The sequence below is a fragment of the Sinorhizobium fredii USDA 205 genome, assembly GCF_001461695.1.
GTDB classification, from domain to species: domain Bacteria; phylum Pseudomonadota; class Alphaproteobacteria; order Rhizobiales; family Rhizobiaceae; genus Sinorhizobium; species Sinorhizobium fredii.
Map to the genome: position 1 here is coordinate 13,620 of NZ_AUTC01000155.1, position 12,703 is coordinate 26,322.

The 12,703-nt window shown below is 58.9% G+C and carries 11 protein-coding genes and 3 pseudogenes; 4 read left to right on the forward strand and 10 right to left on the reverse strand.

The genetic code is table 11. The features are described from left to right. Complete coding sequence (locus N181_RS33355) at positions 1–603, forward strand: hypothetical protein (protein ID WP_037435309.1); 603 nt, start codon at positions 1–3, stop codon at positions 601–603. A 52-nt stretch (positions 604–655) separates the two neighbouring features. Here the strand turns inward: N181_RS33355 and N181_RS21700 are convergent, their stop codons facing one another. Beyond that, positions 656–865, reverse strand: coding sequence for a CsbD family protein (locus N181_RS21700; RefSeq protein ID WP_037400647.1), 210 nt, complete (start codon positions 863–865; stop codon positions 656–658). A gap of 147 nt (positions 866–1,012) precedes the next feature. Between N181_RS21700 and N181_RS35585 the strand changes: the two genes are divergently transcribed. Further along, positions 1,013–1,396 carry a pyridoxal-phosphate dependent enzyme gene (locus N181_RS35585; RefSeq protein WP_050984148.1) on the forward strand — a complete coding sequence of 128 codons (384 nt, stop codon included), beginning with the start codon at positions 1,013–1,015 and terminating at the stop codon, positions 1,394–1,396. 620 nt (positions 1,397–2,016) lie between these two features. Next, positions 2,017–3,288 (forward strand): hypothetical protein, encoded by a 1,272-nt coding sequence (locus N181_RS21710; RefSeq protein ID WP_234818769.1) that lies wholly within the window; start codon positions 2,017–2,019, stop codon positions 3,286–3,288. On the opposite strand, the pseudogene N181_RS32150 reads toward N181_RS21710, so the two are convergent. The 5 genes and pseudogenes from N181_RS32150 to N181_RS21735 all read right to left on the reverse strand — a co-directional run. Beyond that, positions 3,275–3,732, reverse strand: a pseudogene (locus tag N181_RS32150) (NADP-dependent phosphogluconate dehydrogenase); the annotation flags it as partial. The gene N181_RS21710 and the pseudogene N181_RS32150 sit on opposite strands and share 14 nt — an antisense overlap. A gap of 36 nt (positions 3,733–3,768) precedes the next feature. Continuing rightward, positions 3,769–4,736, reverse strand: a pseudogene (locus tag N181_RS21720) (3'-5' exonuclease). Beyond that, complete coding sequence (locus N181_RS21725; RefSeq protein ID WP_037435306.1) at positions 4,733–5,602, reverse strand: nucleotidyl transferase AbiEii/AbiGii toxin family protein; 870 nt, start codon at positions 5,600–5,602, stop codon at positions 4,733–4,735. The pseudogene N181_RS21720 and the gene N181_RS21725 overlap by 4 nt, the downstream one beginning before the upstream one ends. Next, positions 5,595–6,212: a type IV toxin-antitoxin system AbiEi family antitoxin domain-containing protein gene (locus N181_RS21730; protein ID WP_037435305.1), complete on the reverse strand. Its 618-nt coding sequence runs from the start codon at positions 6,210–6,212 to the stop codon at positions 5,595–5,597. Before N181_RS21730 ends, N181_RS21725 begins: the two co-directional genes overlap by 8 nt. 956 nt (positions 6,213–7,168) lie before the next feature. Beyond that, positions 7,169–8,254 carry a nucleotidyltransferase family protein gene (locus tag N181_RS21735; protein ID WP_037435616.1) on the reverse strand — a complete coding sequence of 362 codons (1,086 nt, stop codon included), beginning with the start codon at positions 8,252–8,254 and terminating at the stop codon, positions 7,169–7,171. A 342-nt stretch (positions 8,255–8,596) separates the two neighbouring features. Between N181_RS21735 and N181_RS21740 the strand changes: the two genes are divergently transcribed. Continuing rightward, entirely contained in the window at positions 8,597–8,761 is a 165-nt protein-coding gene (locus N181_RS21740) for a hypothetical protein (RefSeq protein ID WP_234885924.1), read from the forward strand. A gap of 125 nt (positions 8,762–8,886) precedes the next feature. On the opposite strand, the pseudogene N181_RS35245 reads toward N181_RS21740, so the two are convergent. From N181_RS35245 to N181_RS21755, 4 genes and pseudogenes are all read right to left on the reverse strand, one after another. Beyond that, positions 8,887–9,028: pseudogene (locus N181_RS35245) on the reverse strand (helix-turn-helix domain-containing protein); the annotation flags it as partial. A gap of 447 nt (positions 9,029–9,475) precedes the next feature. Further along, positions 9,476–10,708 (reverse strand): MalY/PatB family protein, encoded by a 1,233-nt coding sequence (locus tag N181_RS21745; RefSeq protein WP_050994757.1) that lies wholly within the window; start codon positions 10,706–10,708, stop codon positions 9,476–9,478. A gap of 63 nt (positions 10,709–10,771) precedes the next feature. Beyond that, positions 10,772–11,554: an amino acid ABC transporter ATP-binding protein gene (locus N181_RS21750; RefSeq protein ID WP_050994756.1), complete on the reverse strand. Its 783-nt coding sequence runs from the start codon at positions 11,552–11,554 to the stop codon at positions 10,772–10,774. 9 nt (positions 11,555–11,563) lie between these two features. Further along, on the reverse strand, positions 11,564–12,703 hold the full coding sequence (locus N181_RS21755; protein ID WP_037400656.1) for an amino acid ABC transporter permease: 1,140 nt from the start codon (positions 12,701–12,703) through the stop codon (positions 11,564–11,566).

Sequence of the window (12,703 nt, forward strand, 5' to 3'; positions counted from 1 at the left end):
TTGCCCAATACCCAAATATACACGAGCGAGCGGGCGGGGTCTGCCGCAAACTGGGCCGAACCTCCGATCGGGCGCGGACGGGCCAAAATCGCTCGCGTCTTCGAAGCTGATATCGAGGGCCTGGCTAAACCGCACGCACCAGACGGTCGCTCAGCGAACCGGCGGCACTGGCGTAATCGGCCGCTCCTGTTCATCTGGATCAAGGGGTGGAATCGGTTCGGGCTCCGGAGCTGGTTCCTTGCCCGGTTTGTCGCCGGGATCTGGCTCGCGACCGGGCGTCGGCATAGGCGGTTCGTCTTCGCGTCGCGGTTCCTGCTGCGTTATCCAGACCGGGGCCAGTTCAGCAAGCAGACTTCTTATGAATTCCTTCATCGATCGCTTTCCCGAGGTAAGCCGAAAGGCAACCATGTGTTCACAATCGCCATGAAGCCATATGGCCGGGAGATGTCTTCTGACAACGCAGCCGATCTGCATCTTGTCTTCGAGCTGGTCGCAGTTCGTATTTGGCGCGTGTCCAGGGCTTTGCAATCAGGCGTGTTGCGATATCGACCAGATTTTGTCGACGGGAAAAGCACTCTCGGGCAGTGTGACAAGGGCTGCTAGGTATGCTCAGCCGGACCCCGCCGAGCGGGGTTCCGGGCGAGCGCGCGAGGCGTTACCAATTCCAGGTCTGGCGATTATACCAATCGTCGATGTCGCGCCTGACACGGTCCCTCTCGATGCCGTAGCGTTCCTGGATCTTGCCTTCGAGCTGGTCACGGTTGCCGGCGATCTCGTCCAACTCGTCGTCGGTAAGCTGACCCCACTGCTCTTTGATCTTGCCTTTGACCTGCTTCCAGTTTCCTTCAATGCGGTTCCAGTCCATCGCTGATCCTCCGGATCTCACATGCTGTGAAGCTCAAACCAGCAACACCGCATTTTGTTCTGCTTGCCCTCACGTGCTAATTCGAGACGATAGACGTAGTTCCCCAGACGACCCGGAGGCAATACGGGCACCGCGGTAGCGCATGCATTGGACGCCGTCTCTGAATTCCGGTGGCGGTCTTTGTTCCGGAGACAACGACCGAAAGGGGCAAAGTCGCTCATCCGTCAAGAGGGTGCTGAGGTTTTCGTCCAGGGAGCATCGTGGCATGAGGCAAACGAGCGCGCTCTTGAGCCAGTCGATGCAGATACCGCATTCATACACCCTTTCGATGATCCGATCTTGTGGACCGGGCACGCGACGATGATTGATGAGGTTGTGCGAGCAGGCGCGGCCTTCGATGCCGTCGTTCTTTCGGTTGGCCGTGGAGGGCTTCTATCCGGCGTCGCAGAACGGCTGGCGCGAAATGGACTTCAAGATATTCCGATCATCGCCGCCGAGACCGACGCGCGGCGACTCTGTCAGCCTCGGTGAGGGCTGGGGAACTGGAAGGGATACCTGCCATCACCAGCATTGCAACTTTCGTTTCCTCGATGATCATCGGGTGCTCGTGGAGCCGGGATGCAGCGCAGCACACGCGGTAGCGTACTCACATGGTGAGCAACTGGCGCGCTATGAGCGCGTCCTGATCGTCGTTCGCGGCGGGTCGACGGCTTCGGTCAATCAGTTGCAAGCCTGCGAGCGTCCTGACGACCTTTCCACCCAACCGCGACGCTGACGAAGGCGAATTCTCGACCCAATGCGGTCACTCGCGGCCGCGCCACGAATGGCTCCGTGAACTTTCGTTGCGGACGTTTGTACGACTGCGCCGTCGCGTGCCGCATACCAAGGGGCCGCAAACTCGCCTCCTAATCAGCGCGCGTCCCACCGTTCACACTCGCTCATTGCGGACACGCGGATTAGGTGTAGCATGATCGTTTGCTGATATTCGGTCGGTTTTGCGCTTCGCGCTGAACGAGGACCCGCGAAACTCCACATGACGGCCGATTGACACCCATGTCTTGGGAGGACGTGTCATGCAAGGGCGCGGGCGGGTTTCTGCGATATTTCTGGTTCTTCTGCTATCGACGGCTCTCATTCCGGCCGCTGCTCAAATGAGCAAGAAGGCAGCAAGCGGTAAGGATTTCGAAGCTGCGGTAGCCGAGCAGGCGAAGCGGTATATGGAAGAAGGACGCGAGACGTTCCGCTTCGACACATTCGGCAGCGAGGATTTTTGGGGCGGCAAGCTGAAGCTTCACGAGGCGATAGCGGGCGAAAAGGCCGGGGGCGTCGGACCGGGCCTCAGCCCCGAAAAGGCTCTCGAGCTTGGATTGAAGGTCGATGTGAACGCGATCCCGAAGGAGGTGGCCGAGGCGCTCAACAAGGGTGAGGTCGATCTCAAGGACCCGGCCAGCACCCTCGTCCTGCTCAAGTCCAATGCCGTCGTCGGCGTGACCGGCTTCTTTGGCGAGGATGGCAAGACGTTAAGGTCCGTAGGCATCCAATGCTCACTATGCCATTCGACAGTCGACGATGCCTATGCGCCCGGAATAGGGCACCGCCTCGACGGCTGGCCCAATCGTGATCTCAACATCGGCGCGATCGTCGCCTTGGCGCCCGATCTGACCGCCTTTACCGACATGCTGCAGCTTAGCGAAGAAGAGGTGAAAAAGGCGCTCGAGGCCTGGGGTCCCGGGAAATTCGATGCCGAGCTCAATCTCGACGGCAAGGCCTTCCGGCCGGACGGAAAAACCGCAGCCACGCTCAACCCTGCCGCCTTCGGACTGGCGGGCGTGAACAACCACACATGGACTGGCTCATGGGGTACGGTAAGTTACTGGAATGCTTACGTCGGCAATCTGGAAATGCATGGAAAAGGCGTGTTCTTCGATCCTCGGCTGGACGACGCCAAGAAATATCCGGTCGCCGCCAGGACGAAGCAGGGCCACAAGCAGGACAAGGAGGACCGGATCACTGCCAAGCTGCCTGCCCTCCACTTTTACCAGCTTGCGCTGCCGACACCAAAACCGCCGGCAGGCGCCTTCGACACTGCCGCCGCGGAAAATGGAAAGGCCCTCTTCAACGACAAGGGCAAATGCGCCACTTGCCACGTTCCCCCGATCTTCACCGAGCCGGGATGGAACTTGCACAAGGCGGAGGAGATCGGAATCGATGACTTCCAGGCGATGCGCTCTCCGGACGAACGCTACCGGACGGCGCCTCTCCGTGCCCTGTGGGATGTGGAGAAGGTCCACAAGGGCGGGTTTTACCACGACGGTCGGTTCGCCACCCTTCGTGACGTCGTGGACCATTACGACCGCCACCTCGACCTCAAATTGACCGACGAGGAAAAAGGTGAGCTGATCGAATATCTCAAGTCGATCTGACCAGTTCGGGCATCGCCTTCGTGAAAGGCAACCCTGAACCTCTGCTGCCCCATGGGCGGTGATGGCTGTCGGCGCCGTCGATGCGGTCGAGCCGTGGGGGCCGAAGAAGGTCGCGCTGCGCCTGGATGACGTTGGCCGTGCCGCCGCTGCGGCGGTAGCTGCCGAATAGCCGAGCGCCGAGGCAGGTGCGAAACCGGCAGGCCGCGGAGCCCGGCGGCCGAGACGACGCGGCGAAGCGCCGCGTCGGTCTCCCTGACCATGACGGCAAAGGCCGGCGCGACGATCAGATTGGCAACATCCGGCGTCTGGGGGAAGGCGATGGTGATCTCGTCAAGGAACTGCGAGAGGATGCGGCCGGCCCACCAGATCTTGGCAGTCGTCGGCAACGGCAGGTCCAGTCGAATGCCTTCGACGCCGACACACCGCAAACCCTTGCGCATAGGAGCAGTCCAGCCACGCGCCATGGGCGCGGCAAGTAACTCAGGCCTTGAACCGGTCGAATGCGGTGAGCCGTTTGACCGGTGGATCCGCTTCATCCCAACGATAGATTTCCGAGCGTAGATAGCGGAGTTCCTCGTCGAGGGCGCCCTCAGCAAGCTCGATCCACCAGGATTTCGGACGGCCATCGCTGCCATCAGACCAGCGATAGCCGCGCGCCTTCAGGTGATCCTTCATGTCGAACGGGCTGTTCTCCGCGAAGATGCGAGCGCGAGATCTTTGGCTCGCTTCATAAAGCTCGGCAAATGGCGTTCGTCCCGGATCTGCCCCATCCTGCGCGAGGACCTCAAGCAGAGCAAAGCAGTCGTCGACAGCCCGGTGGCCCTCGTGGAAAAAGCCCGTCTGCCCGATCAAATAGCCGAGCTTGGTCCCTTCGAAGCCACGTGACGACCAATCGATTTCGGAAACCGAACAGGCCCAGGCTTTCCCGGCGAAGATCGGTGAGAAGGCCTCGCAGAACGGGCGATCGAAGCCGGCATTGTGCGCGACGACGAGATCGGCCGGCTCGACCATGGCGCGCAATTGATGGATGTCGATCATTTGGCCGGCAACCATTCGGTCGGTGATGCCGGTCAGGCGCGTGATCTCGTTGGAATTGGAATGCTCGGTTGCTGCAATCCACCATAGACGCCGATGACGTCGCCGATGGCACCGGCGTCATCAAATGTGAAGGCGATCGCGCCGATCTCGATAATCTCGTCCTTGCGATGATTGAGGCCAGTCGTCTCGGTATCGAGGATCACGCCTTTCAACGGAAACCCAGGTCGCGCCGCCGTGGTCACAGAACGAGGCTCGAGCTTTTTCAGGATGCGATAGCGGCCAGTCTCCTGGAGTTGCCACACCATATCGTCCTCGCTCAACCCACTCGGAGAATGGCGCTTCTTCGCCGAAGAACCATCTGACTTCGCAGGTGCTGCCTCGTCCGCAACAAACAAATCGAACTGCCTCATTTGCTCAGCCTCGCGGCTGCGGCTGCATGCGGCATCAGGAATGTAGCAATCTCCGGAATAATGTCCGTCAGAACCCCCGGACTGTGCGCAACGCCTTCAACGAAAGCACGCCATTGCCGCTGCTTTTGCTCGTCCCGGGCAAAGGCGTCCGTCAAGGCATCTGGAAGGTCGTTGGGGATCGGTGTCTCGCGCCGCTCGAAGGTGGCGGCGATTGCACGCCCCAGGCGGTCATCGCTGAAATCACAGGACCTGCTGAGAATCCAAATGTCGTAGAAATCCTTCATCCGACTATTTGCACGACCCAGCATAACCATCGCCTCGAACTTCTCCGCAATGACCGTCTCTCGCGCATAGGCTCGGAGCCGAGGCGCTGGGAAATCCAGCATGGAAGGATAGTCTAACATCTCCGTCCCGGGCTCGAGCGCATCGCCAAAGCCGATGTCGATCGTCAGGTTGATTCGAGCGCCGCTGATCGAGGCAACCACCCGCAGCCTTAGCCCACCATATTCTAGTTCTTCGCGGATGCGATCTACACGCAAGGTGTCGGCGTCGAACGTGACACCGTCATCAGCCTGTTGCGCCAGAATTTCCCGAAAGGTCGCCAGCATTTGGTCCGCTTCGGGGTTGCCAAAGCCCAAAAGGTCAAGGTCGCGCGTGCTGCGGTGCGGGTCGTCGAACCAGCTCATCATGAGCATGGCGCCCTTCAGCACGAAGCGACCGGCATGGGGCGACCGGCTGAGCCGGAACAGCAACCGCTCAAGGGCAAAACGCGCCAGAACCAGATCGAAGCTTTGCCCGCTTGTCTTGGCGAGTTGCAACAGGCGGGCTCGCACCGAGGCGCCAGGATTTTTGATTTCCTTAGCCATTGGCGGTCAGCGCCTCGAGATAGGGGCGGATCACGGTGCCAACACCACCGCGTTCGGCCTGGCTGGCAATGTCGCCGGGCGTGGCCTTGCGCTGCCGCAGTGCTTCCTGAAGTCCTTCGATCGCCACAGAAAGACCGATCTTGCTGCGATGGCGGAAGCAGTCGGCAATTGTTTTGGCGATCCCAAAGACCTTTACAGGGACACCTTCGACCAGATGAGTTTCCACGCCATCGTGGAGCAGGCTCTCGGCAAAGCGCACGATACGAATAGGTGTGCCATCTGGTTTCGGAGCCCAATCCTTGCGGCCAATGGCAAGCCACACGTATCTCGGCAGCTGATCGGTTAGGCCGTGGAATACGAGGGCTGAAACAAGGCAGACAACGGCTTTCGGAACACGCTTGGCAGTCTCTGCCAGACTATGGTTAGCATCGAGCTCGGCATCGGGAAGTTGATAGAGACCACGAGCAAGCCGCAGCACCTCGCCATCCCGTTCCATCCGGCTCATGGTTGCTGCTGTCACACCTGCGTTCCGAAGTTCCACCAAACGCGCTATGCCGCGCTCAATGAGGACGATCCGGGCGATTTGACGTTGGGTGACGGAGCCAAGCATTGATACAAAAACTCGGATTATAGAATCTATTGTCCGAGGATTTATATCATCGCCCAAGGAGCAAAGAAAGCCCTAAACCAATGCAATAGTAAGGATTTGATAGCGCTCGAACTTCAGACCCGCCGGCCTGAAAAGCTATGTCATCATCCTAGCTTGGTGGTTCGTCGCGCTCCGAGTTCCGCACGATACATTATGCGATCCGAAACGTACAAATCGGAAACAAACCCGGCACTTGATCGTCACGCCGTCCCCGACGGCGCTTACTTCCGTACTGTTCTGTCCTGCCGTAACAGGTTCAGAGTATCCGGTGGATCTTCCTGAAGCTTCTAGAAAACCTGCGCTTCAGATCCGAATTTGTCTGGAGTTCGACCGTGCTCGAAATCGCGCTGGCGCTTCTATACCGCGCATTCTAAAGGTCATCGTGGCTGCGTCCCGCCGGACGGTGATGTGCGAAATTCGTCGCAATCGTGCGGGTAGCCGCGTATCATTCGACATCGGGCCACTCCACGCATCCGATCTCTCATGAGCCTCCAGCTCGATCGCCTGTCGTCGCGCAATGAGCGCGATACCTGCACGGGTTCGTAGGTCGCGCTCGGGGGGGGTGTCGTGCGCCGTTGGCGCGTTCTATTATCTCTGCGGGAGATCTGGAGAGGGGCATGCATTATCGGTAAAGGTCGGTGCTGGTCGCAGCACCTTGGCTGATCATCTCGATGGCGATGGACACGGACGGGAATACTGCAGGCGGCGCAACTGGTGTACAAAAGCTGGAAGGCGAAGGGTGACTGGATCACAGAGCGCGTAACCGTGGCCGACCGAAGGTCATGATCTCAGATGCCGAAGTTCTGTATTGGGAATTCTTCTTCTACATCACAATGGGGATCGCGCCGCAATCCAAAGATCGGCATAGGCGCGAGTACTTGGTCAGAAACAAGCGGCTAAATCTGTGAAACAGCCCCCTACCTATCTTCCTTGAATGGATCGACGCTGAGTTCCTTGAACAACGCTTCCGTCTTCGCCCGATCAGCGCGGCTCATGTAGCCGATTCCGGTCTTGATCGCGGAGCGCCAGGCCTCTCCCCTCTCCCATGCCTCGTGCAGTGCGTCCGACAGCTCATTGAGCCGATTGGCGACATCGAGTGCCTCGAACAGGAGAACGGCCTGCCTCAAGTCCTTGTCTCGTTTCGCGGAACCAAGCGTGTCAACGACGCGGCGGCTGGCGACGATCAGCTTGTGGATCGCGTAGCGCTCCGGAGCTGGTACGATCACGCTGATGCCTGACTTGTGCAGCATGACGGCTCTGATCGGCTCATAGATCAGGAAGTCCAGGAATCTCAGCGGTTCGGCCGAGGCTCCACCAAGGGCGGGCATGTCGGCCGGTTTGTCCATGTGGTCATCTGATCCCCTGTTTCCAGTCAAGAACTCGACCTTGTAGCCGCTGCGATTGATGAAGCCGGTCACACGCGATGACCCCGAGCGATGCATGACCGGCCGGAATGTCGGATCGATGCCCTTAAGGATTTCGAGAATAGGTGGAAGGCTGTCCCCTACTTCGGCCGAGATCGCATAGTCCTGGGCGAAGTCGGCATCTCCGGTCTGGAATGACGCAGCAGGCAGACGGACGCCAAGATGTCCCGCATAGGTCGAGAAGGCGACCGATCCGACAAGGCAGGCCCGCAGACGGAAGATTCCGGCATTGGCGAGAGCCTCGACGACATCGCCAGTAAAGCGATCCGGTTCCGGCAAGCCAGCCTCACGAACGAGCGTCGAGACGAATTTGCGGCGGGCTTTCGTATCGTCTTTGATCACCTTGAAGTCCTCGACCCGTTGGTTGATCTCCGGATCGTCGGCCGGTCCAACATAGCGGCGCTGTTGGCGATACCCGTCTCCTTCCGACGGCTGGTCGAAATACCAATATTTCCGGCCCTTGTTGTTGACCCCGACGAAGCGGCCTTCCACCGGGAAGTCGGCCGAGAAGGAAGCATCGAGCAGCCGTTGACCGAGTTCGGCGGTCATGGTGCGATACATGAGATCGATCTGCTTCATGTTGCCCGCTGTACTAAATGGGAGTTTTTAGTACAGCTCCGCGATCCATCAAGGAAATGGTAGACGACGGAAGTTATACTAAATTTGCGTATTTAGTATAACGACGATCCCACTTTTTCAAGAGCAATCTTCGAAACACGACATCGCATTGCTTGCATGGTTGGACGAATGACCCCGCTCAAACGGTCCGTACTCCACTTATATCGGCCACGGCGCCGTCGGCGGTAATGCCGTCACCTTCGAGTCGCTCGGAACAGTCGCCGAACTCGCGCTTGACGCGCTAGCGGCGACAAGATCAATGTCGTCGATGTAAGCACACTTGCGGAGCAGAACCAAACGCGCATGTGGGTCGAGCATGCCACGCCGGAACAACGCGCAGCGCTGCTCGAGGCGGTCAAGACGAACAAGTCCTTGGCTGAAAAGCTGAAGGCGCAGAACGTCGAGATGGACAACATTGGCGGCGCTGAACAGGCGACTGACGGCGGGCTGACGATCTACGTTCGCTAACCCTCCCGGGAGCAGTAAAGCGGGGTGCGGAACACCGATGGTATTTGCGCCGCGTCCCGCTCCATCCGCGAGCATACCGCGGCAGGCGTCCGGTACTCGCTACCTTTATAGGACGCCCTACGCGCAAACACTCCCCTCCCCGTCATTTCCCGCAAGCCAAGCTCGCCGACGATCCGGCGGGCCGCCTTCGGCGTAGCGTCGAACGCCTTGGTGGACCATACCGGCCGAGACCAGCACCGTAGCCATGTCCAACTCAACCAGTTCCGGCCAGAGGAAGTTGCGCTTCATGGAGAACTAGAGTTGATCCCGGAAATTGATAGAGCGGCATAGCCGGAGCCTGCGCCTGTACGGCACATTCCAGTCGATACATCATGCGATCTTTCTAGCCCAGAGCGTGAACATCCTCGCAACAAGACGTGCACAGGGCTTGTGAAGAACGGCTCTCTTCGACCCATAGCGGTCATCGAAAGTAGGCGCAGTGAATGGCCGGCTTGATCCCATTGCAGCCCTTCGGTTCGTCGCAAAGCGAGCCGACCTGCCAGAGGTGATCGTTCATTCCTCCCCTTGAAAGGCATCAACTGCAGACCCCGCCAGCGGTGAAAATCTAGGATCACTACCCCTATCTTCGTGGCTCGCGACACCAGCAGTTCCATCAATACGTGCGATTTTGGAAGCACGGAAAAGCGGGAAAGGGTCGGCGAACTCGACGCCGGGCTACAGCGGTGAAAGGGCGCTCGCCATGCGTGCCAAAGCTTCCTCGAGGACCGAACGCGGGCAACCGACGTTGAGCCGAATGAAGCCCTCTCCCCCCGGCCCATAAACGCGCCCATCGTATAAGTTGACGCCGGCTCGTTCGACGAAGAAGCGATGTACGCCTCCAACTTTTGCGTCCACTTCCCGTGCGTCTAGCCAGACCAAAAACGAGGCGTCGGGTCGGATAGGGGAGATACCCGGAAGTGACTCCGCGGCCCAGCTCAATACAAGATTGACGTTGTTGCGAATATAGGGTGTCAGGTGGTCCAGCCACTGATCGCCTGAGGTGTAAGCAACCTCCAGAGCTATACGCCCAAAGAAATTGGCGTTCACCATGAATGAAGCTTGCATAACTCGGAACAACTCCTCCCGGCGTTTCGAGTCAGCGACGGAAAGCGTGGCCGAAGGCACACCGGCCAAGTTAAACGTTTTGGTAGGGGCTGTGCAGATGAAGGACTTCGCCGCCGCGCCCTCACCGATCGTGGAAAATACGACGTGTGGGCGGTCGTTTAGGCGAATGTCGCAGTGAATATCGTCGGAGATGACCAGAATGCCGTAGCGCTCGCATAGCGAATCCAAGCTCTCGAGTTCCTCGCGCGTCCAGGCCTTCCCAGCCGGGTTGTGCGGATTGCACAATAAGAAGGCGCGCGCCCCGTTTGCAGCCAGGCGCTCGAAGTCATCCAGGTCGAGCTCGTAATCACCCTCAACAAGCCTCAAGCGGTTGATCAGGAGCGTCCTGTTGTTGTCGCGGACAACTTGAAAGTATGGCGAATAGACTGGCGCCTGTACGATGACGCCGTCTCCTGGCTGCGTGAAGGTCCGCAGTATCGCCGCGACCGAAGGCATAATGGCAGGGGCAGGAAGCAGGGTCGCCATGTCTACGTCCCAGTTGTGGCGACGCTCGAACCATGATTTGACGATTTCATAGTGACGCAGATCGCGCTTCGTATAGCCGTAGATGCCATGATTGACAGCCTCCCGCAGGCGCGCGATCACTGGCTCCGGCGCCCGGAAGTCCATGTCAGCCGTCCAGAGAGAGATCAGCCCTTCGCCCTCGACACGAGGGGAGAACTCATCCCATTGATTGGCCCATTTCGCAGATCCGAATTGGCTGCGATCGTGGACAACGCCAAAATCAAACTCCTCCGCGGCCGGTTTCCCGGCCGCCGGCACGCCCGGCTGTGAGTATGTCATTGGTTCAGATTCCTAGAAATTATTGTTGCGCGAACCACCGCGCTGGCAAGAAGATCGGACAAGTCACTTCAAGATTTGTCGCAAGAACTGCTGTGCACGCTCCGATCGGGGATTTGTGAAAAAGCCGGCTGGTGTCGCGGCCTCGACGATTTCCCCTCGGTCCATGAAAACGACGCGATCGGCCACCTCCCGGGCGAAACCCATTTCATGCGTCACGCAGAGCATGGTCATGCCTTCCGCCGCCAATGACTTCATGGTGTCGAGGACCTCCTTCACCATTTCGGGATCGAGTGCGGATGTCGGCTCGTCGAAGAGCATCACTTTCGGGTTCATGCACAAGGCACGCGCAATCGCAGCTCGTTGTTGCTGGCCGCCTGAGAGCTGCCCCGGATAGCTTCCCGCCTTGTCCTCAATTCGGACCCGGCGGAGATATTCTCTTGCAACGCTTTCCGCCTCACGCTTACGCATTTTCTTTACCCAGATTGGGGCGAGCGTGCAGTTCTCCAGGACGGTCAGATGGGGGAATAGGTTGAAGTGCTGGAACACCATGCCCGCATTCCCGCGGATAATGTCGATATTGCGCAGGTCAGCCGTCAGTTCAGCCCCGTTTACGACGATCCGACCCCTTTGATGTTCTTCAAGCCGGTTTATGCAGCGGATCATCGTGGATTTACCGGATCCTGAGGGGCCGCAGACAACGACCCGCTCCCCCGACCTCACGGACAGGCTGAGATCCTTCAGAACGTGAAATGCGCCATACCATTTGTTGAGGCCGTGTAGCTCGACTGCGGTTTCGCGGTCGTTTTCCGGCGAGATTACTGGCGAGAGTTTTGATTTGTTGGACATCGACAACTCCTATGATTTATGACCGCGCGCGAGGTGACGTTCCACAGACTGCGAGTATCGGGACATTCCGAAGCAGAAGAACCAGTAGATGATCGCGGCGAAGAGGTAGCCAGTGGAGGAGATCGTTGGTCCTGCCCAATTCGGATCGATGCGGGCTGCTTCGACTGCGCGCAAGAAGTCGGCGATGCCGACGATCGCCACCAGCGTCGTATCCTTGAACAGGCCGATGAATGTCGAAACGATGCCGGGGATGACGATGGTCAAGGCCTGAGGCAGGATGATTAGCCTCATCATCGTGAAGTACCCGACCCCAAGTGCCTGGGCGCCTTCGTATTGTCCCTTCGGGATAGCTTGCAATCCGGCGCGCACGATTTCTGCCATGTATGCGGCTGAGAAGAGGGCAGTTCCGATCATCGGCCGCAGCAGCCTATCGGGTGTGAGCGCCTCCGGCACAAATAGAGGCATCATGAAGTTCGCCATGAAGAGAACGGTTATGAAAGGCACACCGCGCACAACCTCGATGTAGAAGACGCAGACAGCCCTGACGATCGGTAGCCCGGAGCGTCGGCCGAGGGCCAGGACGACACCCAGCGGCAGCGAAAACACAATCCCCACGACCGACATCAAAAGCGTGATCATCATCCCGCCCCAGAGGGTGGTATCGATGACAGGCAGGCCGATCGCTTCGACGCCGCGAAGCAGAGCGAACCCAGCAATGGGGTACACTCCGAAGAATAGGAGCGCTGCCGTGTTCCGACGCGGAGCGTTCCGCCAAAGAAGCCAAGCGATCAAAATGGCCCCGATCACCTGCGTCAGGTCGACGCGCCAGCGTTCGGTGGCAGGATAGGCTCCGTACTGGAGGTAGTTCAGCTTGGCACCAATGAAGGACCAGCATGCACCATCGGGATTGGCGCGACAGACTTCGCTGTCCCCGCGCCAGACGGCATTAATCAACGCGAAACTCAGAAACTGGGAGACGAGCCACACCGCCAATCCGGTGAAGCATACAGTCAATAGGCATGAGAACGGGCTCGAGAACAGGTTCTTTAGCGCCCAGGTCACGGGGCTAGGTCGGATGTCCGCCGGTGGCGGTGTGGCTGGGATGTACTCGTGATGGAAAGCCGCCGCGACAGGAAGAGTTGTGGTCAT

What these genes read in the sequence shown, in the direction of transcription:
- N181_RS21710 (WP_234818769.1), top strand. Translation starts at nt 2,017, where the DNA reads ATGAGCAAGAAGGCAGCAAGCGGTAAGGATTTCGAAGCTGCGGTAGCC.
- N181_RS21755 (WP_037400656.1), bottom strand. Translation starts at nt 12,703, where the DNA reads ATGACCACAACTCTTCCTGTCGCGGCGGCTTTCCATCACGAGTACATC.
- N181_RS21700 (WP_037400647.1), bottom strand. Translation starts at nt 865, where the DNA reads ATGGACTGGAACCGCATTGAAGGAAACTGGAAGCAGGTCAAAGGCAAG.
- N181_RS21745 (WP_050994757.1), bottom strand. Translation starts at nt 10,708, where the DNA reads ATGACATACTCACAGCCGGGCGTGCCGGCGGCCGGGAAACCGGCCGCG.
- N181_RS21750 (WP_050994756.1), bottom strand. Translation starts at nt 11,554, where the DNA reads ATGTCCAACAAATCAAAACTCTCGCCAGTAATCTCGCCGGAAAACGAC.
- N181_RS21740 (WP_234885924.1), top strand. Translation starts at nt 8,597, where the DNA reads ATGTGGGTCGAGCATGCCACGCCGGAACAACGCGCAGCGCTGCTCGAG.
- N181_RS21725 (WP_037435306.1), bottom strand. Translation starts at nt 5,602, where the DNA reads ATGGCTAAGGAAATCAAAAATCCTGGCGCCTCGGTGCGAGCCCGCCTG.
- N181_RS21730 (WP_037435305.1), bottom strand. Translation starts at nt 6,212, where the DNA reads ATGCTTGGCTCCGTCACCCAACGTCAAATCGCCCGGATCGTCCTCATT.
- N181_RS21735 (WP_037435616.1), bottom strand. Translation starts at nt 8,254, where the DNA reads ATGAAGCAGATCGATCTCATGTATCGCACCATGACCGCCGAACTCGGT.